The organism is Vibrio taketomensis (assembly GCF_009938165.1).
Taxonomy (GTDB): domain Bacteria; phylum Pseudomonadota; class Gammaproteobacteria; order Enterobacterales; family Vibrionaceae; genus Vibrio; species Vibrio taketomensis.
On record NZ_AP019650.1, the window covers coordinates 1,303,843 to 1,329,942 of the forward strand.

31 protein-coding genes are annotated in these 26,100 nt (G+C 44.7%); 9 read left to right on the forward strand and 22 right to left on the reverse strand.

Translation table 11 applies throughout. The features are described from left to right. Positions 1 to 51: 51 nt before the first annotated feature. The 6 genes from Vt282_RS19695 to Vt282_RS19720 form a co-directional block, all read right to left on the reverse strand. Positions 52 to 987, reverse strand: coding sequence for a LysR family transcriptional regulator (locus Vt282_RS19695; protein ID WP_162064488.1), 936 nt, complete (start codon positions 985 to 987; stop codon positions 52 to 54). An 87-nt stretch (positions 988 to 1,074) separates the two neighbouring features. Then, positions 1,075 to 1,398 (reverse strand): hypothetical protein, encoded by a 324-nt coding sequence (locus tag Vt282_RS19700; RefSeq protein ID WP_162064489.1) that lies wholly within the window; start codon positions 1,396 to 1,398, stop codon positions 1,075 to 1,077. Continuing rightward, complete coding sequence (locus tag Vt282_RS19705) at positions 1,388 to 1,909, reverse strand: DMT family transporter (RefSeq protein WP_232055247.1); 522 nt, start codon at positions 1,907 to 1,909, stop codon at positions 1,388 to 1,390. Before Vt282_RS19705 ends, Vt282_RS19700 begins: the two co-directional genes overlap by 11 nt. After that, the gene (locus tag Vt282_RS19710; RefSeq protein ID WP_162064490.1) at positions 1,906 to 2,349 is read right to left on the reverse strand and encodes a DMT family transporter; all 444 of its coding nucleotides are present in this window, start codon (positions 2,347 to 2,349) and stop codon (positions 1,906 to 1,908) included. Before Vt282_RS19710 ends, Vt282_RS19705 begins: the two co-directional genes overlap by 4 nt. Then, a complete protein-coding gene (locus tag Vt282_RS19715) occupies positions 2,346 to 2,861 on the reverse strand; it encodes a VOC family protein (protein WP_162064491.1) in 516 nt (171 codons plus the stop codon). Before Vt282_RS19715 ends, Vt282_RS19710 begins: the two co-directional genes overlap by 4 nt. Next, entirely contained in the window at positions 2,861 to 3,220 is a 360-nt protein-coding gene (locus tag Vt282_RS19720) for a carboxymuconolactone decarboxylase family protein (protein ID WP_162064492.1), read from the reverse strand. Before Vt282_RS19720 ends, Vt282_RS19715 begins: the two co-directional genes overlap by 1 nt. Positions 3,221 to 3,489: 269 nt before the next feature. On the opposite strand from Vt282_RS19720, the gene Vt282_RS19725 reads away from it, so the two are divergent. The 3 genes from Vt282_RS19725 to Vt282_RS19735 are packed head-to-tail and all read left to right on the forward strand — an operon-like array spanning position 3,490 to position 5,019. Beyond that, the gene (locus Vt282_RS19725; protein ID WP_162064493.1) at positions 3,490 to 3,795 is read left to right on the forward strand and encodes an ArsR/SmtB family transcription factor; all 306 of its coding nucleotides are present in this window, start codon (positions 3,490 to 3,492) and stop codon (positions 3,793 to 3,795) included. Then, positions 3,795 to 4,784 (forward strand): permease, encoded by a 990-nt coding sequence (locus tag Vt282_RS19730; RefSeq protein WP_162064494.1) that lies wholly within the window; start codon positions 3,795 to 3,797, stop codon positions 4,782 to 4,784. The genes Vt282_RS19725 and Vt282_RS19730 overlap by 1 nt, the downstream gene beginning before the upstream one ends. A 1-nt stretch (position 4,785) precedes the next feature. Further along, complete coding sequence (locus tag Vt282_RS19735) at positions 4,786 to 5,019, forward strand: thioredoxin family protein (protein ID WP_162064495.1); 234 nt, start codon at positions 4,786 to 4,788, stop codon at positions 5,017 to 5,019. A 160-nt stretch (positions 5,020 to 5,179) separates the two neighbouring features. Here the strand turns inward: Vt282_RS19735 and Vt282_RS19740 are convergent, their stop codons facing one another. Further along, the gene (locus tag Vt282_RS19740) at positions 5,180 to 6,310 is read right to left on the reverse strand and encodes a multidrug effflux MFS transporter (RefSeq protein ID WP_162064496.1); all 1,131 of its coding nucleotides are present in this window, start codon (positions 6,308 to 6,310) and stop codon (positions 5,180 to 5,182) included. Between the two features lie 99 nt (positions 6,311 to 6,409). Between Vt282_RS19740 and Vt282_RS19745 the strand changes: the two genes are divergently transcribed. Next, the gene (locus tag Vt282_RS19745) at positions 6,410 to 7,195 is read left to right on the forward strand and encodes an AraC family transcriptional regulator (RefSeq protein WP_162064497.1); all 786 of its coding nucleotides are present in this window, start codon (positions 6,410 to 6,412) and stop codon (positions 7,193 to 7,195) included. A gap of 108 nt (positions 7,196 to 7,303) precedes the next feature. Here the strand turns inward: Vt282_RS19745 and Vt282_RS19750 are convergent, their stop codons facing one another. The 5 genes from Vt282_RS19750 to Vt282_RS19770 form a co-directional block, all read right to left on the reverse strand. Further along, positions 7,304 to 8,386 (reverse strand): glycerol dehydrogenase, encoded by a 1,083-nt coding sequence (locus tag Vt282_RS19750; protein WP_162048592.1) that lies wholly within the window; start codon positions 8,384 to 8,386, stop codon positions 7,304 to 7,306. 95 nt (positions 8,387 to 8,481) lie between these two features. After that, positions 8,482 to 10,104, reverse strand: coding sequence for a dihydroxyacetone kinase subunit DhaK (locus Vt282_RS19755; RefSeq protein ID WP_162064498.1), 1,623 nt, complete (start codon positions 10,102 to 10,104; stop codon positions 8,482 to 8,484). A 179-nt stretch (positions 10,105 to 10,283) separates the two neighbouring features. After that, complete coding sequence (locus Vt282_RS19760) at positions 10,284 to 12,290, reverse strand: alpha-glucosidase (protein ID WP_162064499.1); 2,007 nt, start codon at positions 12,288 to 12,290, stop codon at positions 10,284 to 10,286. Positions 12,291 to 12,447: 157 nt separating this feature from the next. Then, the gene (locus tag Vt282_RS19765) at positions 12,448 to 13,497 is read right to left on the reverse strand and encodes a TRAP transporter substrate-binding protein (protein WP_162048595.1); all 1,050 of its coding nucleotides are present in this window, start codon (positions 13,495 to 13,497) and stop codon (positions 12,448 to 12,450) included. Between the two features lie 86 nt (positions 13,498 to 13,583). Then, positions 13,584 to 14,111 carry a YgjV family protein gene (locus Vt282_RS19770; RefSeq protein WP_332057991.1) on the reverse strand — a complete coding sequence of 176 codons (528 nt, stop codon included), beginning with the start codon at positions 14,109 to 14,111 and terminating at the stop codon, positions 13,584 to 13,586. 167 nt (positions 14,112 to 14,278) lie between these two features. On the opposite strand from Vt282_RS19770, the gene Vt282_RS19775 reads away from it, so the two are divergent. Further along, entirely contained in the window at positions 14,279 to 15,139 is an 861-nt protein-coding gene (locus Vt282_RS19775) for a LysR family transcriptional regulator (protein WP_162048597.1), read from the forward strand. A 210-nt stretch (positions 15,140 to 15,349) separates the two neighbouring features. Then, positions 15,350 to 16,237, forward strand: coding sequence for a PfkB family carbohydrate kinase (locus Vt282_RS19780; RefSeq protein WP_162064501.1), 888 nt, complete (start codon positions 15,350 to 15,352; stop codon positions 16,235 to 16,237). 102 nt (positions 16,238 to 16,339) lie between these two features. On the opposite strand, the gene Vt282_RS19785 is transcribed toward Vt282_RS19780, so the two are convergent. Further along, positions 16,340 to 16,759: a PaaI family thioesterase gene (locus Vt282_RS19785; protein ID WP_162064502.1), complete on the reverse strand. Its 420-nt coding sequence runs from the start codon at positions 16,757 to 16,759 to the stop codon at positions 16,340 to 16,342. A 28-nt stretch (positions 16,760 to 16,787) separates the two neighbouring features. On the opposite strand from Vt282_RS19785, the gene Vt282_RS19790 reads away from it, so the two are divergent. Beyond that, the gene (locus Vt282_RS19790; protein WP_162064503.1) at positions 16,788 to 17,063 is read left to right on the forward strand and encodes a DUF134 domain-containing protein; all 276 of its coding nucleotides are present in this window, start codon (positions 16,788 to 16,790) and stop codon (positions 17,061 to 17,063) included. Positions 17,064 to 17,067: 4 nt separating this feature from the next. On the opposite strand, the gene nqrM is transcribed toward Vt282_RS19790, so the two are convergent. The 4 genes from nqrM to Vt282_RS19810 form a co-directional block, all read right to left on the reverse strand. Further along, a complete protein-coding gene (nqrM, locus tag Vt282_RS19795) occupies positions 17,068 to 17,274 on the reverse strand; it encodes a (Na+)-NQR maturation NqrM (protein WP_162048601.1) in 207 nt (68 codons plus the stop codon). Then, on the reverse strand, positions 17,271 to 17,711 hold the full coding sequence (locus tag Vt282_RS19800; protein WP_162064504.1) for a NifB/NifX family molybdenum-iron cluster-binding protein: 441 nt from the start codon (positions 17,709 to 17,711) through the stop codon (positions 17,271 to 17,273). The genes nqrM and Vt282_RS19800 overlap by 4 nt, the downstream gene beginning before the upstream one ends. A 135-nt stretch (positions 17,712 to 17,846) precedes the next feature. Then, on the reverse strand, positions 17,847 to 18,485 hold the full coding sequence (locus Vt282_RS19805; RefSeq protein ID WP_162064583.1) for a 3'-5' exonuclease: 639 nt from the start codon (positions 18,483 to 18,485) through the stop codon (positions 17,847 to 17,849). A gap of 122 nt (positions 18,486 to 18,607) precedes the next feature. Beyond that, complete coding sequence (locus Vt282_RS19810) at positions 18,608 to 18,928, reverse strand: helix-turn-helix transcriptional regulator (RefSeq protein WP_162064505.1); 321 nt, start codon at positions 18,926 to 18,928, stop codon at positions 18,608 to 18,610. Between the two features lie 143 nt (positions 18,929 to 19,071). Here Vt282_RS19810 and Vt282_RS19815 point away from each other — a divergent pair, with 143 nt between their 5' ends. Both Vt282_RS19815 and Vt282_RS19820 read left to right on the forward strand, forming a co-directional pair. Continuing rightward, positions 19,072 to 19,386 carry a hypothetical protein gene (locus tag Vt282_RS19815; protein WP_162064506.1) on the forward strand — a complete coding sequence of 105 codons (315 nt, stop codon included), beginning with the start codon at positions 19,072 to 19,074 and terminating at the stop codon, positions 19,384 to 19,386. Positions 19,387 to 19,554: 168 nt separating this feature from the next. Beyond that, complete coding sequence (locus tag Vt282_RS19820) at positions 19,555 to 20,445, forward strand: LysR family transcriptional regulator (RefSeq protein ID WP_162064507.1); 891 nt, start codon at positions 19,555 to 19,557, stop codon at positions 20,443 to 20,445. Positions 20,446 to 20,522: 77 nt separating this feature from the next. Here Vt282_RS19820 and Vt282_RS19960 read toward each other — a convergent pair whose 3' ends face one another. The 5 genes from Vt282_RS19960 to Vt282_RS19840 form a co-directional block, all read right to left on the reverse strand. Further along, on the reverse strand, positions 20,523 to 20,675 hold the full coding sequence (locus Vt282_RS19960) for a hypothetical protein (protein WP_167515618.1): 153 nt from the start codon (positions 20,673 to 20,675) through the stop codon (positions 20,523 to 20,525). A gap of 761 nt (positions 20,676 to 21,436) precedes the next feature. Next, complete coding sequence (locus tag Vt282_RS19825) at positions 21,437 to 22,270, reverse strand: arginase family protein (RefSeq protein ID WP_162064508.1); 834 nt, start codon at positions 22,268 to 22,270, stop codon at positions 21,437 to 21,439. A gap of 5 nt (positions 22,271 to 22,275) precedes the next feature. Next, complete coding sequence (locus tag Vt282_RS19830; protein ID WP_162048607.1) at positions 22,276 to 23,001, reverse strand: IclR family transcriptional regulator; 726 nt, start codon at positions 22,999 to 23,001, stop codon at positions 22,276 to 22,278. 378 nt (positions 23,002 to 23,379) lie between these two features. Continuing rightward, a complete protein-coding gene (locus Vt282_RS19835; protein WP_162064509.1) occupies positions 23,380 to 25,056 on the reverse strand; it encodes a DUF342 domain-containing protein in 1,677 nt (558 codons plus the stop codon). Positions 25,057 to 25,302: 246 nt separating this feature from the next. Beyond that, on the reverse strand, positions 25,303 to 25,839 hold the full coding sequence (locus Vt282_RS19840; protein WP_162064510.1) for an outer membrane beta-barrel protein: 537 nt from the start codon (positions 25,837 to 25,839) through the stop codon (positions 25,303 to 25,305). Between the last annotated feature and the right edge of the window lie 261 nt (positions 25,840 to 26,100).

Genomic DNA, 26,100 nt, shown 5'->3' on the forward strand with positions numbered 1-26,100 from the left:
ACATTCCCGCCCTTGCGGGAATGACCCGTTATCGATGGGAAACAGCAGAAGCTAAACATCCCAATAACACAAGGTCGAATCACTGGCATGTGTAAATTTCTCAGCGAGAAAATCAATCACCACTCTGACTTTAGCGGCAAGGTTATCAGTATCGAGATACAAAGCGCTGATCAACTGCTGCTCTAAACTGGTCGAAACGAGATAATCTTCCATCACAGGGATCAGCTTGCCATTTTTTAGCTCCTCACCGATCAACCAAGTAGGAAAAACGACAATGCCGCTGCCACCAACAGCGCCTGCCACCAGCGTTTCAGCATTATTACTATAGAGTGAGCCAGAAACCTCATACGGTTCTAACTTATCGCGCCCGATAAACCAGCGCTGCAAACCGTTAGTGCCTTTGAACACCAAGCAATTATGTTGCTTAAGATCGTTAGGCTCCAATGGCGCCCCATAAGACTTAAGGTAACTGGGGCTTGCTGCCATCACATAACGCTGCTTACCAAAGGTTTTCATTCGCAGCGAAGAGTCTTGAGGTACACCAATGCGAATCATCAGATCAATCGCCTCTGCGGCGGGGTCTACAAACGTATCGGTTTGCTGAATCTCTATTTTGAGTAGTGGATAACGCTCTAATATTTCCGATAAATAGGGCGCAATATGCAATCGGCCAAAAGCGACGGGGACACTTAACTTAACCGTGCCACGAGGCGTGTCGGCACGCTGCTCTATACGCTCAACCACCAGCTCATACTGTGCAATGATTTCTGCACAATGCTTACCAAATGCAGCCCCTTCATCCGTCAATGATATGGAGCGCGTATGGCGGTGTAATAGTTTAGTGCCAACCTTCTCTTCTAGTTGAGATATTTTGCGAGAAACCGATGAGGGCGTCATATCTTGACGGCGAGCCACCTCAGAAAAATTGCCATATTGAATCGTCATCAAAAACAGTTTTATGTCGAGCAAGGACACATCGTAATTCACAAGCATTCTCCTAATCGCGTTAGCTAAGCCTAAGGTCGAAACATAAAAAAAGACAAGCTAATAAATAACTTGTCTTTAGATTATCAATCACGCCGTGAGAATATTTTCCGTGACAATAAAATGCGCATCTTCAGTAAATGACTGGAACTGCTCAACAATCTTCTGCATTACGTCTGTTTGAATATCACTCATAAAAGCATCTTCCGAGTCAATTTGAATCACTTCAAAGTAATCCCACGGAGATGGCTTGTCTTGACCAAACATACTGATGCTCTTGTAAACTTCAAATGAGGAAACGCTAGTCAGCTGATTTACGGTTGGCAGATCAGACTGCTTGGCCCATTCAAGATATTGAGCTTCGTTAGTGGTTGGTTTTAGGTTAAAAAATACCATTAAGGTTTTAGCTGACATGCAGTGCATCCTTTGTCTGAGCGGTTGATGTTGGGTTTATGTCGCACGCAGCGGCTTTACTTGAGCGTTGCGTTTGACGGTTGGCTAGATAAATACATAACAAGGCACACGCAATACAGACCATTGCAGCAACACGCCAATAATTGAGTTCAATTGGTGGGTTGCCTAACCAGCCTTGTGTATCAATCACTAAGCTCATCATCATCTGCCCCAAAATGGTCGAAACCGTTGCAATTGCAACGCCTACTTTTGGCACTGCCGCGACCATCACGATCATGTAAACAATGCCAAATAATGCGCCGGCTAATTGCCATTTTGGCACCGTAAACAATGTTGCTTCATAGCTCGGTTCAAAAAAGAAAATCAATAAACTCGTTACGACCGTGCCGATACTAAATGTCAGTAAAGCGCTTTCTATTACGCCGACTTTTGCACCCAGTTGACCATTTATCGCCGCCTGAGCACTGAGCGCCATACCCGATGCAATCGCGAGTATGATAATCAAGGTCATGATTGAGCTCCTAAATAGACAAAACAAAGCGCTAAAAAGATAAACACTAAACTCAGCACCCGTAGCGGGTTGGTCGTTTGCTTTGGCATCGCAAACCAGCCAAAATAGTCAATCGCAAAGCTCTTGGTTACTTGTCCTAACAACACGCAGATCATGCTCATCGCGACACCCAAAATTGGCGTGGATAACGTCAGCGCAACCACATAAATCGGCCCTAATAAGCCACCAATCAGTTGCCACTTAGGAATCGAATTCCAATCCGTAAATTTTCCGTGCGGGGTAAAATGGCGAATCAGCCAAAGCAATGCGGTGCCAACGCCAAAAATACTTAGCGTTGCCCACAAATGACCGACTTGCTCGCCAAGCGGTCCCAGTAGGCCTGCCTCAAAAGACAAGCCCATTCCGGCAACCACGATCAATAAAATGTAAATAACGTTCATCGCGGGTCAAACAAAGCAACAGATGAGTGACGAGCGTACGCTTTACCATTTGGGTATGAGACCAACTCAAGTTGCATTCCCCACGGCGCCATAAAATAGACCCAAGACTCACCTTCTGTTGGCCCTTCCGTCATTACTGTTGGCTCGCCCAGAACTTCAATACCTTGTTGTTTCAGGTAGGTCACTGCCGCCGTCATGTCCTCAACGTAGAACGCCAGGTGGTGACCACCAATATCCGCGTTATTCGGTGCGGTTTGGTTACGATCTACCGTGTCTGCATATTCAAAGATCTCAAGGTTGATCCCCTTAGCATTCATCACAGCGATCTTGGTGATTTCAGCACGTGGATTCACGTTTAGATGATCCGCCATCCAATTGTCATCAGCAGCAAACGGGCCAAATTCGTAAGCCAATTCAAACTCAAAATGATCACGAAAGAATGCAATCGCTAGATCAAGATTCGGCACCGTGAAACCAATATGATCCGGTTTTTTTAGTCCTGGAATCGCCATTAGATGTCTCCTCGTTCATGACGGATTTTGTTTAGCGCGCCCATGGTGGTTGCCCCTTTGTTAAAGCCAGTGTAAACCGATGTGAAAACGATCAATTCTTCAAGCTCTGCGTAAGTCACACCTTGCTTAAGTGCCATATCAACGTGTGCACCAAACGGGTTCCCTTCACCAGTGACATTAAGCGCCATTTGATCAATCGCGATACTAATCAGCGCTTTGGTTTTCTGATCGATAAGCGGCATACCCCATGCTTCACCGGCCACACGAACGGTCATATCTCCCCATACTGGATTAATTGATTTCAAGCCTTCAATTAGAGCGCTGTCATCTAGCACTGCATTTTCATATTTCGTCGTCATACTCACTCTCTCAATTGACAAATTTTGTACGTCTCAGCGGATGAGGGGCATTATAGAGAGCAAAGAATGGAGAAAAACTAGCGCAGCGGAACAGCACTTATGCAGATTTTGCACAAGTGACAACGAGGTTTAAAAAGCTAATTTGATCTTTGGTATCCAATCATTCCATTTGCACAATCTTATGTTTGCAAAATTCGACATTTGCAGAATTAAACAATTGTAATATTCTGCAAATGTTATCTTACTGATTAGAACCAAGGATGTTAGCGATGAACGAACAACAACTCGCAATTCAAGCCGATTTTTTTAAAGCTCTCGCTCACCCAGCTCGCCTGCAAATCATTATGTTGCTCGCTGAAGGTGAAAAATGTGTCTGTGAAATCAATGATGCACTGACTCTTGATATGTCAGTGATTTCCCGCCACTTGAAGCAACTTCAAGACGTGAAAGTCCTATCTTCTGAACGCAAAGGCAAAAACGTTTTCTATAAACTTGAAATGACTTGTGTGCTCAATTTCATCGAGTGTAGCTATACCAAACAAAATCCAAATGTTTGCACTTGTGGTAGCTGCTGATGCTAGAAGTATTCACTCACTTAGCTGATTTCATTACTTTTGGGATGCTGAATATGCAACCCGAAAGCAAATGGGCTAACAGCTTGCATTTCTTCATTGAAGATACGACGAAGATATTCGCGCTTCTGCTGATTTTAATTTATGTCATTGCGCTATTAAGGGCGGGGCTAAACCCAGAAAGAGTCAGAGATTATCTGCAAGGAAAAAATCGCTTTCTCGGCTATTTCTTAGGTTCGGTTTTTGGTGCAATCACACCTTTTTGCTCTTGCAGTTCTATCCCTCTCTTTTTAGGGTTTGTTTCTGCTCGAATTCCCCTTGGAGTGACCATTTCATTTTTGCTTACCTCGCCTCTAATTAACGAAATCGCGTTGGTGATGCTGGGCAGTATGCTTGGTCTCAAGTTCACCATCATGTATGTGGTTGTGGGGATGGCATTAGGTATTCTTGGCGGCTTGGTGATTGATTGGTTTAAAGCCGAGCGCTGGCTCATTCCAGAACTTGCCAGCATGTACCAGCAAAGTACGGAGCCTAGTACCATTAATCATCAACCGCTGAAGCTATCACTTAAGCAGCGCCACGATTTCGCTCAGGATGAAGCGGTGACTATTTTCAAACGCATTTGGAAATGGGTAATTGTCGGTGTGGGTATCGGCGCTTTAATTCACGGCATGGTTCCTGCGGATTGGTTTGCCCAACATTTAGGTCAAGGCCAATGGTGGAGCGTTCCTGCGGCAACGTTGGTCGGTATCCCTATGTATACCAATGCGACAGCCATTATTCCCATTATGAGCAGCTTATTGGCCAAAGGCTTACCTTTGGGAACCACGCTTGCATTCTGTATGAGTTCAGTGGCGGTGAGCATCCCTGAATTCACCATGCTCAAACAAGTCATGACTTTTAAGCTTCTTGGACTGATTTTTGTTTATCTGCTGATTTCTATGTCAGTGATCGGATGGTTCTTTAATATGTTTAATCTTATAGGAATGTAATATGAAAAAGGTCGTTGTATACGGTTCAGGCTGCAAAAATTGCACAATCACTGCGGAAAAACTTCAGGCTTTTGCACAAGCAAATGGCATCGAAATCGAAGTAAGTAAAGAAACCAGCATGATGGCCATTATGCAAGCAGGAGTCATGAGCACTCCGGGCATCGCCATTGACGGAAAGGTTGTTCATACTGGTTCAGTGCCAAGCGATGCTCAAGTAGAAGCCATGCTGGCTTAAACTCGTTTCTCACTAAAATGCATTGTGCCTCTTAGTGAGATTCAGCATCTACCGTTCTGTAAATACAGAGACGATACACTCGTCTCTGTAGATCGGTGATTGATGGCCAGCTTTAAGATTCATGGTAAGTAAACACTGCGACCAGAGCCTAGAGTCACTATCATCGACTGCCTTTATTACGTAAGACGGTCACCAACAGCGTCGCGACACTACAAGCAAGTAATACGATTCCTAACTGCTGAATGCCACCAGCCAACGCTAGACCGCCGCCGATCATTAAGTAATACAACAACCCAAACAATGCTCCTGCACTGCCCACTTGCTGCTTATAATTCACCAAGGCAACACTCAATACATTAGGGATCGCGATACCAAATGCCACCACAACGAACATCATGGGTGCCACAAACCAGATAGAACCCTGCAGGGCATAAACCCCAACCGCACCGATTGTTAGTAATATAGCTGCGACTAGCAATCGAGCGTCTTGCGCTACTTTTCGAGCAAGTAATGATTTATTTAAATAGCTGCCCAGCAACGTGCCAAGCCCTAACGCAATGCCACTGTAGCCAAATTGCTCTGAAGCGTAACCTAATTCACTAAAAGCAAACGCACCAAGTTGGTAATACGCAAAAAGCGCAATATTGTAGAGCGCGACCAATAACGCCGAGTACAAAATGTGTTTATCTTTAAGCATACGAAAGCTCAAGTGAACCAAGGCTACAGGCTGCGGTTCTTGCCGCGTTTCGGGCAATTTAAACAGGTTATAGCCCAATAACATCAGTGCCATCACAAAAAGCGCCAAGAACACCGAGTGATACCCGGCAATCGCAGTGAGTTGACCACCTAGCAGCATACCTAGTACAGGGCTAATGGCGATTCCTATTCCCATAAGGCTAAATACTTTAGCGAGCTCTTCACCGTTAAACACATCACGGAGCATGGTCTGTGTGACCACCGAGCCAACCGCAATACCAAAGGCACTGAGCGCACGAGCAAGCATGAGTACAGCGAAGTTATCAGTCAGCATTGCCACCAAAGCAGCAAAAGCGTAAATCAGTAACCCCACCAGCATGGTTGGTCGTCGACCAAATTTGTCTGCCAATATTCCCCATACAACCACGCCAAACGCAAAAGCGAGAAAGTAAACCGACAGCGTCTGAGCGGCTTGTGAGTCAGTGATTGCGAACGATTGAGCAATCGAGCCTAGAGCGGGGCTATATATGGTTTCTACCACTTGGGGAAACATCAACATTACCACCATCAACCTTAATGAAGGTTTGGTATTCATCTTGAATCCTCATTCTTAATTAACTTGGCGCGCAGTATAAATGGGGCTACCCTTTACCCATTAACAACATAAAAACCAAAAACATCAAAATTCGGACAAATGGCCATTATTGATCAGCAAATTGGATTCGATCCCGATCATTTAAACGCCCCTGTTATTGGTATTGCAGCCGACGTAGGCAAACATGACTCAGGCATGCACCATCATGAAAAAGGGCAATTACTCTTTGCTCCTCAGGGGTGTATGAGCTTTGCTTTAGACAATGCGTTATGCATTTTACCGCCGACTAAAGCGGTGTGGATTCCACCATCAACCCAGCATCGAGCGATGATGACCAATGTCGTTGCATACCGCTCGTTATACTTCGATTGCTCGGTATTTGACTGCCCACATGAGATTACCGTGATTGAAGTCGATGCTTTACTAAAAGCGCTTATCGATAAAATGGCACTATGGGCATGGGATAAACCTGAAGAGGAGACAACAAAAACCACGGCGCTATTTTGGGAGGAGTTTTATGCGGCAAAACGACACTCTTTCCAACTGCCTTTACCATCCCATCGCAGGCTCAAACCCTTCCGTGAACAGTTGATGCAGGATTCTTACTTAGTACCGGATCTTACTTCGCTAGCAAACTCCATCGGGGCAAGTAGTAAAACCATCACGCGCTTATTCAAATCCGAAACCGGAATGTCGTATCAAGACTGGAAACAGCAATGGCGCTTGCTCAAAGCGATTGAATTACTTTCTCGTGAAATGCAAGTGAGTGATGTTGGCCACCAGCTAGGGTTCTCTTCTGACAGTGCCTTTATTGCCTTTTTTAAGAAACAGACAGGGCGAACACCGCTGAGTTTTATCAATCATAAATCGCTGGTCTTAAAATAACCTGATTGGCTTGCACAAAGATCAATTAGACACTTAGATTGCAGCCATAAAAAAACGGCTTCCGAAGAAGCCGTTTCACGCCTTTTATTATACCTCAAACAAGAGGGTTTATAGACCTAGCTTATGCGCTGTTAGAATCGCTGCGTAAACAGACTTAGCTGTTACTGGGAAAGGCATATTGTGAATAGTTTCGCCTTCCGCACATGATGCTTCTGCCACTTCCATCAATTTTTCATGGTTAAGTTCTTTCACGCCCATTTGGTGTAGGTTAGTTGGTAGGCCTACTGCGCGGCAGAAGTTAAGTACTTCTTCGATTTCAGCTTGCGCTGCGTTTTCTAGTACTAGCTGAGTTAGCGTACCGAATGCCACTTTCTCACCGTGTAGCAGGTGGTGACACTCTTCAAGCTTAGTTAGGCCGTTGTGGATTGCGTGTGCACCCGCAAGACCTGAGCTTTCAAAACCGATACCAGATAGGTAAGTGTTCGCTTCGATGATGTTCTCAACCGCTTTGGTTGAGACACCATTTTCAACCGCTGCTTTTGCTTTTACGCCATCAGCGATCAGTGTTTCGTAACATAGTTTCGCTAGCGCTTGCGCTGAGCGAGTTGGTGCACCACCCGCCATTGTTGCTTTACCAGATAGGCCGTTTGCACGTGCTTCAAAGTAAGTTGATAGCGCATCACCCATACCAGCCACTAACGTGCGTACTGGAGCCGCTGCGATGATGCCCGTGTCCATAATGACCATGTTCGGGTTTTGCGGGAATAGTAAGTACTCACTAAACTCACCTTCAGGCGTATAAATTACGGCTAGCGCTGAAGTTGGTGCATCAGTGGATGCGATAGTCGGTACGATAACGACTGGCACTTTTGCATAGTAAGCAACCGCTTTTGCTGTATCCAGTGTTTTACCGCCACCAAAGCCAATGATGACATCGTTGCCTTGCTCATTACGCACATCGATTAGACGCTCAATCTCTACGCGACAACATTCGCCACCAAAGGTATTGAAGTTCACTTCTAGACCTTCACCGACAATGCTCGTTTCCGCACGGTCACGTACTAAGCCCATTACGAAATCATCAGCGATTGCTAGTGGCTTTTTGCCAAATACCGATACGTATTTACCGATGTTGTCTAGTGAGCCTTCGCCTTGGATGTATTTGCTAGGAGAGATGATGATGTTATCCATGATGGAATCCTTTTAAATTATTCTGTTTCTCGTCATCAAAAAATGACGTTATTGGAAGGGCGCAGCTTGCGCCCCGATATAATTATTTGTGCCGATTAGAACTGGCTGAATACTGTTTCTACCGCAAATGCGCCTGGATCTTTGGTGCCGTTTAGGCTGTCACTGTTAAGGTAAGAAGAGCGGCCTGCTTTCGCGCTTGTCATATTAACGGTCGCTTCTGCACCTGCTTTCGCCGCTGCGATTGCCGCAGTAAAGCCGTCTTGTGCCCAAGCTTCTAGTGCTGGGTGTAGTGCATCAATCATGGTGCGATCGCCCGGTTTCGCACCGCCGTAAGCCATCATTTGACCAAGACCTGCTTGTAGCGCTTGTGGCAAAGAACCGTTTTGTTCAAAGTCACGACCCGCCGCAGTGAACATGATAGAAAGTAGAACACCTGAAGAGCCACCCATTACAGAGGTTAGGCAATCTGCAATCGTCGTCATCAGTTTTGCTTTATCTTGAAGCGGTAGATTGTTTGCTTCGAGTTGAGCCAATACCTTGCGCGCACCGGCTGCAAAGGTAGAACCCGTATCACCATCACCAACGATTGAATCTAGGTGGTTTAGCTCACCCTCGATATCGATGATCGCTTGACATACTTTGCTTAGCACAAGTGCCGTTTCTTGGTCGTGCGATGGCATGTAAGCCTTCTTCGCGATTTGGTTTTGGCACTTAGTCACAGGCACTTCACGGCGTGCAACTGCACCTGGCCATGCCGCTGTTTCTACTGGAGAAACAAGCGCTTTAGCGATTTCTTCGGTCAGTTGAATTGTTGAGATAGAGAAGCCTTTCATGTCAATCGCCGTCATTAGCGCACCGCTTACGATGAACTTGGTGTTTTGACCCAGTTCAGATTCCATGACTTCTTTTGCAACAATGTTCATCTCGATTGGTGATAGGCCGCCAAGGTTGTTAAGTAGAATCGCATTGTCCGTGGTTGGTTTCGCTTCAAGTAGCTTGCTCACCATAGTGGTCACAAGATCTTTTGCTTTTGGCAGATCGATCGTTTCGATGCCAGCTTCGCCGTGAATACCAAGGCCAAGCTCTGCTTTACCTTGTGCAATACGGTCGTTGCTTTCACCTGGTAGTGAACAGCTAGTCAGTGCCACACCGATAGAAGCGGTTTTTTGGTGTGCGTCGATTGCCGCTTGTTTTACTTCTTCTAGCGTGCCGCCGTTTTCAGCCACATAACCCGCTACTTTTTGCACAAACAATGTACCTGCGATGCCGCGAGGTTGAGGGTTGCCCGGAATAGAGATGTCATCACCGACGACGATCAGATCAACCTTACGGCCCATCTCTTTGGCTTTTTCTACCGCCAGACCAAAGTTTAGACGGTCACCAGTGTAGTTTTTGATGATAACAAGACAGCCTGCATCGCCAGTCACGTGCAAAATTGCGTTAAGTACTGAATCGACGCTTGGCGCAGCGAATAGGTCGCCACATACCGCAGCCGTTAGCATGCCTTTACCCACAAAACCTGCGTGTGCTGGCTCATGACCAGAGCCACCACCACAGATCAGTGCCACTTTATCTTTGTTCCAATCATTGCGAGCGACAACTTTGATGTCATTTTCAAAGTCGAGGAAAGTTAGGTTATCAAGAGTAGAGGTGTAAAGAGTGCCTTGGATTGAATCCATTACGAACGACTCTTTATTATTTAAAATTAGATCAGCCATAGTTATTCCAGAAATTTTGTTCAAACGAGTTTGGGGAGTACCTTCAAAATTGATGGCACTGATTGTTGTTTTAATAATGAATTTGGTTAGCCAGCCAAGACGGGCTGGCTAACCCATTTCGTGACAACTTGTCATTGCAGTAAGCAAGTTACTCGCGGTGCCAAGTTGTTAGAGTACTACTAGAATTGCTTGATGCCAGCTAGCAATTCTGCATCCTGAGATTGCTTGCGGTAGAACACTGGTGGTTGACCGATTGGTGCGTCAACGCTCACCCAGCCACCTGTGAAGGTTTCACCAGTCCATACATGAACCCACTCATCTTCTGGCAGGTACAGTTCTTTCACTGTTTCACCTTGGTTGTACACCGGTGCAACCATCAAATCGCGACCAAATAGGTATTGGTACTGAATTTGGTACGCTTCAGAGTCTTGCTCGTAGTGCATGAACAGTGGGCGCTGTACTGGCATACCTTGGGTTGCGTTCTCTTCTACCGCTGCTTTGATGTACGGCTTAAGATGCTTGTAAATCTTAGTCATACGCGCTAAGTGAGCTAGCGTTTCAGCGTCTGTATCAAATTGGTGGTTATCGCCTGGACGGTTACCTTCATGGCTACGCATGATTGGCGTAAATGCCGCCATTTCTGCCCAGCGTTGGAACAATTCTTTAGAACGAGTGTTACCGTGTAACGTAGTGTAGCCGCCGATATCGCTATGGCTGATACCGTTACCCATTAGGCCAGCAGAAAGCGCAGCTGGAATAACCGAAGCTAGACCGTCGTCTTTTTCCCAGATAACCGATTGGTCGCCCGCCCATAGTGCGTGACAGTAACCTTGAATACCGGTGCCACCAGCGCGCATGAAGAATAGAATGTCATCAGTTTTACCCGCTTCTTCAATCGCTTCGTGTTGCACTTTCGCCCAACGGTAAGGCCATTTGTTGTGTTCAATTTCAGCGCTTACGCCGTTGTATAGAGAACAATCCGTTGGTAAGTACTCACCAAAGTCACCCATCCAGCCATCAAGGCCAAAATCGATCATGTTCTTCTTGATTACGCCTTTGTACCATTCACAGGCTTCAGGGTTGGTAAAGTCAACCACGCCACAGTCAAACTCACCAAAATCGACAACGTATTTAGAGCCGTCTTCTTTTGTAGCTAGGTAGCCTTTTTCAAACGCTTCGTTGTATAGCGGGAAGTCTTCCAGAACGTATGGGTTGATGTAACCAAGGAAGCGCACGCCTTGCTCTTTTAGCTCATGGATTTTAGTGTCTAGACCAGGGTATAGGTCTGCATTCCACTGCCAATCCCATTGTAGGCGCTTACCGAATGACGTCATCTTGATGCCTTGCCAGTCTTGACACCATGCACCGGCAACTTCAACACCTGCCGCTTTTGCTGCTTCTACTTTTTCAATCGTGATATCCGTACCACCTTGAATACCCAGAATCACACCGTTGTAAACCCACTCAGGGAGTGCTGGTTGACGACCAAATACACCTGTGATGTTCGTCATCAGTGCTGGGAATGATTCTTCTGCGTCAAACAGTAGATACTCAGGAATATTCCAGCATTGCAGCTCGTGGTACTCAGCGTGAGTAAAATCGAAATCTGCGTAAGCACGCGTTTCTAGGTGGCAGAAGTATTTCTTGTCAGAAACAAACGTTGGTTGTGGGTAGTTGGTGGTGTAGTAATCACCGCCCGCTTTGTCTTTGACGTCAGCTTGCCAAGTGGTGTAAGTGTTCTTGTTACGACCTACGCCTGGTTCAGAGCTCCATAGCGGGAAGTTTTTACCACGTAGGTTTAGGTAACTTAGCTGTTCGCCACAACCGTAAACCGCTTCTGACTCTGTCGCTGCTACACGTAGCCAAAAACGATTGTATTTCTCATCCAGAGCTGTGAATTCAACTTTTAGACGAGACTCTGTCGTTTCAAACATACGCGCTTCTAGTACTGCTTCACCGTCAAGGTTGAAAGTCACTACGATTTGATCTGCGCTCTCAGTGATAGAAAACTTCTTAAGCGGCAGACGCTCTGATACGTAATCAGAAATATCGAAGTTACCACGGTACATGTCAAAAGTGCCTTGGCCGATACCTAGGTATACCACAGGGCTTACTTGTGAGTGTTCAAATACAGTTCTGTTTTTATGGCTAATAGTAAAGCCAGAAGGGGTTTGGATAAGTTTCATTCGAACAGCTTCCGAAATTTAGAGAAAATAAGGGCGCACTTTTGGTTTTCACCGCAAGAGTCGTGCGCCTAGTTTGCTTATATCTGGATTTGGTTGGTTACTGTTTGCCGCCGCGCGGTAATCTGTGAGGCCGCGTCAAACAGTAAGTACCTGAGAATTATTTAAACTGAATGTCGTAATCAGCTTGGATCTTCGCTTCACACGTTTTGATTTCATTTTCAAAACGTTGTAGCCATTTCTCACCTTCAGCGCCAGTTGCTGCTAAGAACTCAGCTTTTACAGGAGCAGCGGCAGTGATGAACGCTTGTTTTTCAGCTTCAGTTGGGCTGTAAACTTTACCGCCAGCTTTCTTAAACTCTTCATACGCTGCGTATTCGCGGTGTTTAGGGTAAGAACGTAGGTATTGGTTTTGTGCCGCAATACCATCGATAACCACTTGTTTCAGCTCATCTGGGAATGCTTTGAATTTCATGTCGTTGAATACCCAAGCGCCACCCATGTAACCGTGACCATCAAGGATCATGTAACCGATACTTTCATGGAATTTGTTCATGATGATATCTACGATACCGTTCTTAGTACCGTCAACCATGCCTGTTGATAGCGCCGTGTATACTTCTGGCCATGCGATTGGTGTTGGTGCACCGCCCAGTGCTTTTACTAGGTCTTGCTGAGTTTTAGCTGGAACCGTACGCAGTTTTAGACCTTGTACGTCACCCGGAACCTTCACTTCTTTCTTAGTGGTTGCGATGTTACGCCAGCCACCAGAGTTAGAAACCGCCATTAGACGCACGTTTGGCGCACGTTGCATCAGCTCTTTACGTACGTCAGCAATAAGTTGTTCGTTGTCGTACACACACTCTGCTACGCGGTCATTTGGTAGCAAGTATGGAAGGTCAAATGCGCCTACTGGTTGCCAGAAGCTGCCGAGCTCAGGAATAGTAGTTTGGAAGTAGTCAAACATGCCTGCTTGTACCCCAGCGATACACTCTTTCGCGTTCGCACACAATTGGCCTGCAGGGTAGATATCTACTTGAATTTGGCCGTTTGAACGAGATTCAACATAGTTTTTAAGAACTAACAACGACTGGTGGTTGTAGCTGTCTGCTGTCGTTACGTGTGGAATGGTAAGTTTGTATTCCGCAGCGTTTGCAGCACCAGCTGCAAGAATTGAAGCAGTGGCAAGACCAAGTAGTGTTTTCTTCATGTTGTTTCCTTATACATTATTGGTGCGGATCTTGAACTAGGATTCGTAGGGTTAGTAGCATCAAGAACCGTGGATACAAATAGGAACTAATTTGTTTGAGCTTGTAATTTTTGTTGTTTTCTTAACCTAAAAATGGTGATTGTCAGCATGCTCGCATTGAACAAATCGTTAAGCAGCCCACCGTATGAACCGACTAACGCCGCATTCACCATCCAAGTTAACGTGCAAATCAAAAACGCGATTCGCATACGCATACCTTCCGCAACAAACAAGGCATAACAACTGATGCATGACGCGATGGCAGGTAATAGATCACGTGGCTCTGAGTAGAAATAGATACTCATGCCGATTTGCACGATGAGGAATAAGCAGAAGACGTGGTAACCTTTATATTTGACCGAAACCAATGCGCGAAAAGAATTCACGAATAAGTTCAGTCCAGCAACCAAAGCGCCTAATAAGGTGTAATGAACCGCAAAGGTCAAGCAAGACAAACAAATGAGGGCGCGCATGCGGTTATCATTTATTGTGGATGAAACGCATAGGTTTAAACCTAATGCTACAAATCCTAATGCTTGAACTAGAGTTTCATTCATAAACAAATCTACGCTCATTTCTCGACGAACAATCTGGTAATAGATTGAAGGTAACGGCAAGTTATACATAAAGTTCAATAACTTATAAATGTTAGAACTTGTCGTTTTTCTTACATGAAATGACTATAAAATACATATTTGATTAGTTATAATGAATAAAATTCAGTTTTCGATTCCAAATTAGAATGGATATAGATTTACTTCGCACTTTTTGTCAGCTCGCGGAAGACAAGAACTTTCGAGTGGCCTCACAACACCTTTACATCACTCAATCTGCGCTGACGAAAAAGATTCAACGCCTTGAGGAAAACTTAAATGTTGCATTATTTGATCGCGGTCGCCATGGCGCGGAATTAACCCCTATGGGTAAGGTTTTGCTGCCAGAAGCCAAGCGCGTCTTAAAAGGGTTTGAGTCATTTCAACGCTTGGCGAGTTTTGTTGCCGAGGGTACATCGGGCCACCTTAATATCGGCTTTGGTATTTCTTCCTTTCATGAAGCCCCCAACTACATCGCCAAATTTAAGCAAGAGTTTCCTAACGTACACGTTACGCTTAACGATTACCCATCACACAAGCTAGTTGAAGAATTACGTTTGGGTCAGTTGCAACTCGGGTTTGACCGTTTACCTGTTGAAGCCCCTTTAAAAGCCATTCCTCTCTTCTCTGACCGCTTAGCGATCGCGATTCATGAAGAAGAAAAAATAAACTTGGACAATTTATGGGCCTCACTCAGCCACTACAACTATTTAGGGCTGAGCCAAAGCAAAAACCCGACCTTGAATAAGCACATTGCCACCTATTTATGGGAAGCAAAACAGCGACCTGTCGTGGTTGAAGAGGCACATGATTTGATCACCGCACTGGCACTGGTGTCAGCGCGTTTAGGCTACACCATCATTCCTGCAAGTGTGGCTCGGATCAGCCAACCACAAATCCGTTTTATTCCTTTAACCGGAGAGCATGCCGAGTGGTCAGTCGGCCTACTATGGAATTCTGATATCACAGATCCCGTACGCGAGGCCTTTATCCGTAAAGTCGAAAGCTAACTATTTATATTTCTATACTCAAGTAACCATTCAGCCCACCTCACCGCAATACACCACAAACAAATGTGGGCTGAACCTAAACGTAAGCAATGTCACATAATGTCATTATGTGTCACTTAAAGTAATTTTTGTGACTATTAGCAAAGCTCAATGTCGTAAATCAGGTATACTGCGCCTAAATCAATAACGTTTATGAACAAGAGAAATATTATGTCTATTGCATGTTTAGGTATTACCGTACTAGATAGAATTCAGCGTGTTGCAACGCTTCCAACCGTAGGTGGTAAGTACGTAGCAACGGATTACTACGAGGTTGGCGGTGGCCCAGCTGCAACGGCGGCAGTAGCGGTTGCTAAGCTTGGTCATCAAGTTGAGTTCATTGGCCGTGTAGGTAACGATTCTGTTGCGACAACGATGCTTGCCGAGCTAAGCAGCTACGATGTAAACGTTGAAAATATCGTACGCATCGAAGGCGCATCATCAGCATTCTCAGCGATCTTAGTTGACGATGAAGGCGAGCGAATGATCATCAACTTCCAAGATCCTTCTCTAAGCCGTGATCCGAAAGTATTAGAGTCTTTAGACTTTTCAAAATACACCACGATCCTAACTGACGTTCGCTGGCCAGAAGGTGCAAAATACGCACTTGAGCAAGCAAAAAAATTCAACATTCCTTCCGTGCTAGACGCTGACCTTTCACCGGATCCAATCGATGAGTTAGTAGAACTTGCTGATCACGTTGCGTTCTCTGAACCAGGCCTAGAGCGTTTTACAGGCATTACTGACCCAATCGAAGGTTTAAAAGCAGCACAACAAAGAACCCAAGGTATGGTGTACGTAACCGTTGGTTCTAAAGGGTGTTACTGGATTGAGAATGGCGAAATTCAGCACCAAGCGGGTCTAAAAGTCGATGTGGTTGATACAACAGGTGCCGGTGATGTTTTCCACGGCGCATTGGCAGTCGCCGTTGCGGAATCGATGCCAACTCGTGAGTCTATTATCTTCTCTAACACGGTAGCAGCGGTGAAATGTACTAAGCGCGGTGGTCGTGAAGGCATTCCAAGCCGTGAAGAAGTCGAACTGAAGCTTCAAAAATAATCCTACCTTTGGCTGTTGATACCTAGGCAACCGCTAAGGTATGAGTTTTATGCCATAAATGGCTCTATTGATGTCTACATCGGGAAAATCAATATGAGCCATTTATTTTCCCCTCTCTCCATTTTCGCACTCAATAAACTGACTCTTAGCGGTCGAGCAAACTCTTCCTTCAACCACTATTTGGCTTTGTAGTTCATAGATCTTGCGACGGGTATTGACCCATTGCGCCTCAACCTCCAGCAGTTTTCCAAGCGGGATGGGGTGATGAAAACGCGTTTCTAACTTAACCGTCATAGCGCAAATTTGGTGAGCAAACAGACAGTGCAGCATGGCACTATCATGCAACGCCGTAATCAAACCACCTTGCATTACACCTGTAAAACCCTGCGCTTGGCGCGTCGCTAACACTTCAGCTCGCACTTGATACTCACCAGTGATGACAAATTCAAGCGATTGCTGGCAAAAAAAAGGCTGTTGGCACACCACACATTGGGTATGATTGTCAGGTATTTGAAACGTCATTGGTTACCCTTACCAAATGGGAGTGGTTATGGCTCGTCCTAAAATTCATCGTCAAATCTGTACTAGAGCGCCTTACTCTTGTTTTAAGCCCAATGGCGTACCTATGCCTCAATTGCAGCAAATAGAGCTATTAGCTGAGGAATTAGAGGCTTTGCGACTCGCTGACTTGGAAGGAATGAGTCAGCAAGACGCAGCAAAACAAATGCAGGTTTCAAGACAAACCTTTGCCAACATCGTAAAACGAGCGCGTCAAAAAGTGGCACAGTGCCTAGTGGAAGGTCAGGCATTAATGCTTAACAAATAACTGACTACTGACCTTTAACGCTCGGCTCTTGAATCTGATACAGCGTCTTTTGGTGCTCATCGCATACTTCTTCACAGTTACACTCACGCTCAATATCCAGTTGCGCTAAGCCGCCACAACTGCCTGCAATTGGTCGACGAGAAAACATCACACCAATCGCCATCAGGCTAATGATCACAACAAACCCAATAATCGTCAGCAGCCAAGTCATTTCATAATCCTTTTGATCGCAGCGAATCTTGCCGAAAGTGGACTGGAGAGCAACGAGGGTTTTGTCGCGCTTTTTTTATGACCACAGCATCCGCCTTGTTTACGCGGTTCGCGGCCATACTCAATGCTCGTTACCACATCAAGTTGCGAAAAATCTAACTCTTCGATCTGTGCTTTTGGTGGCGACATCAGTACCTTGAGATTGTGGTCAAACAGACGCTGCAGCATTTTTTTACCGATAGAACGCACCACAACAGCTTCCACCTTGTGGCTTTGTAGAATTTGCATCCACTGTTTTTTACGGCCGCAAGTTGACGGGGTCTCTTCAAAGGCGATCAAGTGGCGTGTCTGGGCTTGGTCATCAACAATCACCACATGCGGTGAACGAGAAAAATGGTTGGCGACGGCAAAATTTTGGCTAGGGATGGCGTAAATCATAGTGGCGTACCTATTCGTCAAAGCGAGCAATCAATCAAGATTGATCGGTGAATATTAGTCAACAGATAGCACACTATATTGCTAGTTATTGGCATATGCCAATAACTAGCAATGAGATCTTAGATTGCGCTCAAATTATGCTTGAGGTTGGTAACGCAAAGCTTGTTTTCGAAGCAGATTATCGATCGCTCCTTTCGGCGTTTTAGCGATTTTCATCATCAGCTCAAAGCTTGGTTCTGAGATCTGGTATTTAACTTTGAGAGTATCAAGTTGGATTTGCCACAAACGTGCCGTCATTTCAGCATCGGCTAATGCACGGTGAAATACACCATCATTATCAATGCGATGCGCACTGACTAGATCACCGAGTTTATGCGACGTCAGTTCTTGATGCAGTCGACGTGATACAAGTAGGGAACAAGCAAACTGACCATCATAATTACGCTCAATCAACTCAAATTCCGCGTCTAGAAAGCGTTGGTCGAAAGACGCATTGTGCGCCAGCAAATTACTGCCTTGAATGAAATCAGCGAACTGATCCATGACTTCAGCGCAACTGGGTGCCCCATGCAGCATTGCGTTAGAAATTCCAGTGTAGCTTTCAATAAACCCACTGACGCGAAAGCCTGGGTTCATTAAGCTCTGAAAGCGATCAACGACCTTACCTTGGTGTAATTTAACCGCACCGATCTCGATGGCACGATCGCCTTGCTGTGGAGAAAGCCCGGTTGTTTCAAAGTCGAGCACAATAATCGAATCGGCATTAGAACAAATAGCCACACTACACCTAAAAATTGACCTAATTAAAGGTGAAGTGTACTGACCATTTACTACGGAAGCAAAACATCTATTCAAGGCATAGGAAAAGCGATTTTTGCCCACATGAGTGAGGCGATTTATTTCAGCTTTGGACTCGCGACTTGCATGATAAAACGGACCAATATCGCTTGCGCCTCAGGGCTAAGCAAACGCGCAGCGGCGCAAAAATCGGCCGATGTGATGGGCTGTACCTCTTTGACATCTAAAGCAACATCCAAATCAGTCATGTTTAAAGCGCGTGTAATTGAGCGATATTGTGACAACTTCATATCTGATTCTCCACGCTCAATTCGCTGATAAGTCTTGAGGCTCATTCCCGCTATTTCCGCTATTTGCTGCCCCGTCATATGTGCTGCCTTACGACGCTCGATCAGTACCTTTACGATAGGATCAATCATCTTTCCCCCTTCAGAAACGGACATATTTGACCTATTTAAGGCAATTAGTAGACCAAGTTAACCAGTGGTTATTTACGCAGCGCATCTCAGCTTGAAAATAGTCTCTTTTTGAGTCACTTAACCTAAATAACCTTAATGATTACATGGATAAAAATAACAATCACACCGATGCAAGTTGCGAAAATGAACATTGCAATTTGCAAATACTCTTTGCGCATTTGCTAAATGAAATTAAAGACAAAGCTGAGCAATCAGGAAACAACACGCAAGAGCTCATTCATCGCTCGCAAAATAGGCTGCACAAATACAAAGACTTGGTGATTCATTTACCACACATCGATGAAAGTGAGGTGTTTCTCATGTATACCTCGCTATCACCAGCCGAGCGTAAGTTTGCCAAAGCGGGGACAGAAGCGCTCTCTTTTGCCATTGATGCCTTAGAACAAGCGAAGTCGTAACCATATTTACGCCCCTATTTTGGGGCGTGACTGTCTACATTTCCCCTCTTTCCCTATCAAAAGCACGATAGTTAATACCAAACTTGCACGCCATTGAATAACCTATCGTTTCAAACTCAGTTATGGTTTATCCTAACTTCTATAATTGTTTGTTATGGTAATCACGTCATGCTTAACCCTGTTTGGTTAAAAACGTTTATCACTCTGATAGAAACTGGCCATTTTACTCGTACCGCCGAGAAACTGTTTATGACCCAACCAGGGGTCAGTCAGCACATAAAGAAACTCGAAAGGGAATGTGGACATTTGTTGATTGAGCGAAACAACAAAAGTTTTGATATCACCACTCAAGGTCAAGCAGTGTATGACTACGCGAAGAAGCAGCAACAATTAGAAGCGCAATTGATTGCCGGGCTTGAACCAGACTCTCCATATAAAGGAACAGTTAGGCTGGCTTGTTCAGGATCTTTAGCTTTACTGCTCTATCCACACCTATTGGATCTTCAAGATCAGCACCGTGAATTGATCCCCCATATTGAAGCAGCGCCAAAACGTAAAGTGATCGCCGATATTCTCTCTGGTGACGCGGATATTGGCATTGTCACCAGTATTCCGACAGATAAGCGTCTAGTCAGCCAACAGCTTTCGATCGAGCCACTATGCTTAATGCTGCCCCTGTCTGCAAACATCAGTGAATTCAACCTCAGCTCTTTAGAACATATCGGACTAATTAATCATCCCGATGCGGAGAACTATCTTTCTTTATATTGCGATCTGGCAGGAGAGCGCTGGCTACAAGAGGTACGTTTCGACAAACTGCCAATCACCGGTTACGTTAATCAGCTCAGCCAAATATTATTGCCTGTAGCCAAGGGACTAGGCTTCACTGTACTGCCTATGAGCGCATTAGAGAATTTCCCGCATAAAGAACAAATAACGGTATATCAACCTCAAGAGCAGGTCTCTGAGACTCTGTATTTGATCACGAAACAGCGAGCCAACGCGCCACTGAGGTTCGCCACTGTGATAAATCAGATTGAATCGGTTCTTACAAGATAAGTCGCAACGAGAAAACGCGAGCCAGAAAATGAAAAAGAGCCATTAGGCTCTCTTTTCACACATCGAACAATTGGAATTTATGCTTCTAGCACGTCTTGTCCTGTCATCTCACATACTAATAATGCTTCATCGATATCCACATGCATGCCCATCATTGGCAAACCGTGGTGACAAACCCAAGAGCCCAAAAACACGCCGATAGCGACTGCCAGAAATGCTAAAACTAACATAGCGTTACCTCTCTTTGGTTGTTTCGATATTATTAATTTACGCTCCGATAACGCGTTAGTCAATTAAGTGAATAACAAAATCGATACATCATCACAAAAAATATGCCAACCAAACTTTTCATCTAAGACTATTTTTTGTTCGATTTTCCTTGATTAGAAACCGGTCACAATTTAATGTACAAATCTGATCTAAATCACATCCCAACACTGGTGGTGAAAAGGCTCAGCATCAATTTTTGTTGGCATTATTCCTGCAAGAATTAAGGTGTGCGGCAAACGTTACGTTAAATTACTGTTTTGGTAAGATTTAATTTTTATGAATTTAAGATTAAATCTTGAAGACATCTTTATGATAGTGAGATGTCATCCATATTAAGAGTTCAAGACAACATAAATTCCGCATAAAAATGTGACGAAAATCCTAGCTATCCGATAAAAACAAAGCTACATTCGAATAGTTCATGAGGAACTGTATTCACCCATGCTCATATCGGAGCAAGATTTTAGTGAGGGAATATCATGAAGAAAATGAGAAAAGCACAATTACATCGTATTCGCATCCAATACTGGAAAGAAGTGGCGAAACAAGTAACTAAAGCGTAGTAATTCGTGTCTATGAAACGTCTAAGCTGGCCCTGATGCCAGCTTTTGCTTTTTTAGCGCCAAGTAAAACTGCCCGCGAAGCTATATTTTCTGCTGGCTAATCAAAGCCAAGCAAACCGACAGTCTGTCACTTATTAGAAAACTGCGTCTTTTACCCTTTAAGCAACACGATCGGTGGTTGGCAACGCTGCAGCTAACTCTTGTAAAATTGATAATGTAGATTTGGCAAAAATGTGTTTGTCTTTCCACCCAACCAATTGCACCATTCTCACTTTTCCAGACAGTAGCGCTTGGCTTACGATACGATTCACCATCTGCACATCCAGACTGCGCTCTGAACTGAGCTGTGATGGGCAACTTAATGACATTAAATCGATGTTGAGCACCACATGCTCACAATGTGCTAAATAGCTATCTATCTGCTCTTTCAAATGGAATCGTTGGGTAAATTGACACTCAGACAAGGTTAGCCAATCGCAGCCAAGATCTTCTGCATATTCAATGGTTTTTTCGTTTTGACGAGCACCATCAATGCCCATACAAAATAAGCGCAGATCATGAAAACGCGCCATGGCAAAATGATAGGCAGAGCCAAGCTCCGGCTCTAGTGTCGCTTTGATCTCAAATTGATTCCCAATATGAATCACACCAACGTCTTTACGATTCGCCATGATCAAAGGTAGTGCATGCAGCACGCCTTCCGTGCAGTTACTGAATACGACAGGTAGGGTCTGCGATTCAAAATAACGGCTCAGATTCAATTGATAACGGCCAATCATTTGTTCAGATAAGCGATAATGACCACCGTTAAGCCAGCGTGTGTGCTTCTGCTCTGCCAACCATTCAAAGACATCTTGCAGACTTTGATCGGCCATTTCGAACTCAACTTGCTTCATGGGTTTAATCGATTGAGCAATACTCATCAATACCATTGGAAAAGCAGATGTATTAGCCACTCGTTGAGTTTTATTACGTCGAAATAGACCGAACATATTCGCTACCTTTCTGGGGGCAAAGCCCTAGCTGCTTGAAGGACGTGAAGAATGATCCTTTGCTGGTTTTGCTGAACTCGGTGTGCAGGTGCCATTACCGAAATCGCCCCGACCAGTTTAGATCCTTTCATCACTGGAGCACTGATGCCTGACACGCCAGGATCAATCTCCGATGTACTAAATGCGTATCCCTGCGCACGAATCGCCTCAAGATCATTTTGCCATTCGCTAATTCGATGAGCTTCACCGAAATGACGCAGGATTTTTTCACGCCTTTGGGCGGGCATGAAAGCCAGCATAACTTTTGAGGATGCGCCCCTCAAAAGCGGCTGGCTCTGCCCTTGAACATAGCTACAACGCAATGCTTGCATACTCTCTTTACGGCTTACGCAAAGAGCTCGGTAGCCTACAGGCACCATATATGCGGCCATTTCACCAGTTTGTTTTTGTAAACGGTTTAGCACTGCGTCGACCGCATCTAAATCGTGTTGGCTGGTTTCATAGCTGCGCATTAAAAGCAATGCAGCCGGACCGATGATCAAGGTTTTGTCACTTGGACTTTCCTCAATCAAGTTCCATTCTTTTAATAATTTGAGGTGTCGATACAGACTACTGATCGGCGTACCTAACATATCGCTAAGTGTCTTAGCGGTTACAGGCTCATCATTTACCGCAACTTGCATCAGCAATTGCAGTAACTTTTCATTTACCTGACCTGAATTTTGTTTCATTGAATTCACACTGATGTTTTAACGTTTCAATTTGTATTGACCAAATCCTATTCCTAGAATATGAGAATTTATTATCACGCAGAATAACGTTTTCTCATTATATAGGAATGATGAGCGATTTATTCATTTACCGTACTGAGGGATGCAAACGTTTAGCTAAAATTTGTCTTATTTAAGTAGGATTACAGGCAATAGATGGCGTGCAAATGAATATTTGGTGAAATGACGCAAGGGAAGTGAAAACAGCATTTCTTGATAGACGAGAAAAATAGAAAAGAAATATATCGACGAATAACCAGTAGATTATGTGCCGATGTGGGTACCAACATAACGCTCAACGACCACACATCGACGCCAGTATTTAGCGAAAGTGAACAACTAGATATCTTCTTCCAACATATCTTCATCGATAAGCGATTTGCAGCTGATTTTGTAGTGATCATAAGAAAATACCGCTGAGCCATGCACACGTTTAGTCGTGACTTTGTCTTCCCCAAACTGGACAATCACTCGGGTATACACTTTCTTCGTCGCTTGCACTGTATTTTCTTCTAGCAGACGGTCAAATTCTTCGGCATGCACATCGCGCGCAATCTTTATCTTTTCCATCTGAGCACTCGCTGTCGCTTTCTTCTTATCCAGCTTGGCTTCATCTTCTGGGTTGCGCTCAGCCTTAGGGCGTTTTTTCATCTCGAGTTCTTTACGCACCAACCCCATCGTGACTTCTTGGGCGGTTTGATAGTGCTCTTTGTATTTAACTTGGCGCTCTTTGTGCATCTTGTAACGAGCAAAAGCGTGAACGTGCGTTGCGGTATCGCCTTCTACCCCCAAGTTCACACACACCACCTTGCCTCCAACCTTGGCGGTTCCGCCACTCAACGTACCTTGACGGCCATTTGAGTCAGACACCGTCAGATCATTACCACAACGAATTTCGTTGTTCATACAGTGGATCTGCAGATCAATATTCTGCCCAGCTTGTAGCTCAGCAAATTGCGCATAGTTAGCCGAAATGGATCCTCCAGCTTTGACAATACAAGTTTTCTCTTGATCTTCAGAGACATTATGCCCAATGATCCCTTTACAGATCTCTATATCACCTTGTGCTTGAACATCCGCAGATTCAACAAATCCATGAATGATCGCATTGCCCGTCACCCGCACTTTCATATCAGACTCGATGTTGCCCTTAACGATAAGGTTTCCTTTGAATTTGATATGTCCAGTCGCCACGCCGATGCTTTCCAGCACTAACACTTCGTCTACGTCGACACTGCATTGATGCAAAATCGGCATGCCCGTTGTTGTCGCAACCAGAACATTGGGGTCACTCTCTGAAAACGCCGTGCCTTTGCCCTCTTTGAGAGGCAAATCATTTCCTGCACCAACTTCTATTATTTTGCCTTGAACCGTTAGACCCGGTTCACCTTGTGTTGGTGGCATCTTACGCATCAATGGTTGCCCAACGGCCACGCTTACGGTTTCACCGAGATTAAGCATATCAACCTTGCCTGCTTCCTCTTCAACCGGAGCAAGTACTTGCTTTGAGATATCCTTAATCAATGGAATAAAACGCGCGTCACGCCCCTCTTTCGGCTTTTTACCCACAGCAACCGCTTGTGTGTATTTTTTCCCCGGTTTAAGTTGCGCGCTCACCGCCAACACTTTTTTAAGCGCTAATTTATTGATACCTTTGGTCACCGAAGCAGAAGCCAGCGCATGGATAACTTTAGGACCATCAAGTGGCTTACCCCCATAGGCTCCTGTCACCACCATACTGGCTAACATTCCGTCGTCTGAAATAACCATCTCAACATCGGCATCTAACTTTTCTGCGACAAGAACGCCCTTAAACGCTTCACCTTTCCCCTCTTTCGCTAATGTGAGAAATCTATGGACATCGTCCTGATGAACGAAATAAGACGCAGCGCCAAGTGACGCAACAGCTTCGTTAAACCCAACTAAATCCATATCACTTGGCAGTGACATTTCTTTAGGCAGTTTCGCCATAATTTGTTTCTTATCGTCAGAGAAAACGACGATTTCTTCCCACATGCTTTATCCTAAATGGAGACAGTTCAACTTTGAGTGTATATAAGTTCTCGAGATATAAGTATGAAAGCGATAGCATTTTCAGGCATAAGTCAGTGAAAACTCGCCAAAGAGAAGTAACAAAGCGTGTCTGATAACAAATCGACACTATTTTTTGATGCTCAGCTTACCAAAGTATGGTTTTAAAGAAGAAGAGATAATGCGTGGCGAGAGAATTCACCACGCTTTGAATCAACACGAGTTGAGGAATTAGAAGTGGAAACGAGCACCGGTGTAGAAACCACCCACCTGCACTTTGTAATCGTCAAAATGCGCGGTTGCGATTTTATAGCCAAGACCGATAGAGAAGCTCTCACCAATCTGATAACCAAATTCACCGCCTAGTTGATAACCTACTTTACTGTCATCTTTCATGCCCGCATCGGTAAAATCGATTTTCATATCACCAATACCTGCGATAACAGCAAGGTACCAGTTTTCTTCGTAAAACACCGGTTTTAGATTCAAAAATAGACCACGGCCATCAACGGTACCCGTCGTGAGGTCCGCTTCACCATAAAGGCTATATTCAAGCTCTGCGATAATGCTGACATTTTCTCTTGATTGCGTTTCATAACCCGCAATCAAGTTAAAACTGTTGTCGTTTTGCGATGACGACTCTAAACCGGATACGTCAAATTCAGTGTCGTTCTCAAAAGTAAAATCGGCTCCAACAAAGAAGCCAGGGTTTGCAAATGCTGGCGTGCTAAGTAGCGCCGCAAGCAGAGTAAGATTCTTTATCTTCATCACCTAGATCCATCTGATGCTATAACATCATGACGTTAAACATTTTTATTAGGATCTGCAACGGAGTTTTCTTAGAGTGGATCGCAGTGATTTAAGAATTAAATTACATCATTACATTGTGCCGATCGATGCCTTAACAACCGCGTAAAAAAGCAAGCACTTCAAGCTGGGTGTACACTTTATGTTCAAGCTGCATCATCACGCAGGGTTCTGACTGGGAATACGGTGCCAATTCGACTCATTAAACTGATAAAAAGCAAT

Coding starts and splice junctions, on each gene's coding strand:
- Vt282_RS19770 (WP_332057991.1), bottom strand. CDS start 14,111: ATGAGCGTAGATTTGTTTATGAATGAAACTCTAGTTCAAGCATTAGGA.
- Vt282_RS19735 (WP_162064495.1), top strand. CDS start 4,786: ATGAAAAAGGTCGTTGTATACGGTTCAGGCTGCAAAAATTGCACAATC.
- Vt282_RS19800 (WP_162064504.1), bottom strand. CDS start 17,711: ATGATTTACGCCATCCCTAGCCAAAATTTTGCCGTCGCCAACCATTTT.
- Vt282_RS19715 (WP_162064491.1), bottom strand. CDS start 2,861: ATGGCGATTCCAGGACTAAAAAAACCGGATCATATTGGTTTCACGGTG.
- Vt282_RS19960 (WP_167515618.1), bottom strand. CDS start 20,675: ATGTTAGTTTTAGCATTTCTGGCAGTCGCTATCGGCGTGTTTTTGGGC.
- Vt282_RS19820 (WP_162064507.1), top strand. CDS start 19,555: ATGCTTAACCCTGTTTGGTTAAAAACGTTTATCACTCTGATAGAAACT.
- Vt282_RS19840 (WP_162064510.1), bottom strand. CDS start 25,839: ATGAAGATAAAGAATCTTACTCTGCTTGCGGCGCTACTTAGCACGCCA.
- nqrM (WP_162048601.1), bottom strand. CDS start 17,274: ATGACTTGGCTGCTGACGATTATTGGGTTTGTTGTGATCATTAGCCTG.
- Vt282_RS19750 (WP_162048592.1), bottom strand. CDS start 8,386: ATGGATAACATCATCATCTCTCCTAGCAAATACATCCAAGGCGAAGGC.
- Vt282_RS19835 (WP_162064509.1), bottom strand. CDS start 25,056: ATGTGGGAAGAAATCGTCGTTTTCTCTGACGATAAGAAACAAATTATG.
- Vt282_RS19775 (WP_162048597.1), top strand. CDS start 14,279: ATGGATATAGATTTACTTCGCACTTTTTGTCAGCTCGCGGAAGACAAG.
- Vt282_RS19725 (WP_162064493.1), top strand. CDS start 3,490: ATGAACGAACAACAACTCGCAATTCAAGCCGATTTTTTTAAAGCTCTC.
- Vt282_RS19720 (WP_162064492.1), bottom strand. CDS start 3,220: ATGACGACGAAATATGAAAATGCAGTGCTAGATGACAGCGCTCTAATT.
- Vt282_RS19785 (WP_162064502.1), bottom strand. CDS start 16,759: ATGACGTTTCAAATACCTGACAATCATACCCAATGTGTGGTGTGCCAA.
- Vt282_RS19810 (WP_162064505.1), bottom strand. CDS start 18,928: ATGATTGATCCTATCGTAAAGGTACTGATCGAGCGTCGTAAGGCAGCA.
- Vt282_RS19760 (WP_162064499.1), bottom strand. CDS start 12,290: ATGAAACTTATCCAAACCCCTTCTGGCTTTACTATTAGCCATAAAAAC.
- Vt282_RS19755 (WP_162064498.1), bottom strand. CDS start 10,104: ATGGCTGATCTAATTTTAAATAATAAAGAGTCGTTCGTAATGGATTCA.
- Vt282_RS19710 (WP_162064490.1), bottom strand. CDS start 2,349: ATGAACGTTATTTACATTTTATTGATCGTGGTTGCCGGAATGGGCTTG.
- Vt282_RS19815 (WP_162064506.1), top strand. CDS start 19,072: ATGGATAAAAATAACAATCACACCGATGCAAGTTGCGAAAATGAACAT.
- Vt282_RS19780 (WP_162064501.1), top strand. CDS start 15,350: ATGTCTATTGCATGTTTAGGTATTACCGTACTAGATAGAATTCAGCGT.
- Vt282_RS19790 (WP_162064503.1), top strand. CDS start 16,788: ATGGCTCGTCCTAAAATTCATCGTCAAATCTGTACTAGAGCGCCTTAC.
- Vt282_RS19705 (WP_232055247.1), bottom strand. CDS start 1,909: ATGACCTTGATTATCATACTCGCGATTGCATCGGGTATGGCGCTCAGT.
- Vt282_RS19740 (WP_162064496.1), bottom strand. CDS start 6,310: ATGAATACCAAACCTTCATTAAGGTTGATGGTGGTAATGTTGATGTTT.
- Vt282_RS19730 (WP_162064494.1), top strand. CDS start 3,795: ATGCTAGAAGTATTCACTCACTTAGCTGATTTCATTACTTTTGGGATG.
- Vt282_RS19830 (WP_162048607.1), bottom strand. CDS start 23,001: ATGAAACAAAATTCAGGTCAGGTAAATGAAAAGTTACTGCAATTGCTG.
- Vt282_RS19825 (WP_162064508.1), bottom strand. CDS start 22,270: ATGTTCGGTCTATTTCGACGTAATAAAACTCAACGAGTGGCTAATACA.
- Vt282_RS19745 (WP_162064497.1), top strand. CDS start 6,410: ATGGCCATTATTGATCAGCAAATTGGATTCGATCCCGATCATTTAAAC.
- Vt282_RS19765 (WP_162048595.1), bottom strand. CDS start 13,497: ATGAAGAAAACACTACTTGGTCTTGCCACTGCTTCAATTCTTGCAGCT.
- Vt282_RS19700 (WP_162064489.1), bottom strand. CDS start 1,398: ATGTCAGCTAAAACCTTAATGGTATTTTTTAACCTAAAACCAACCACT.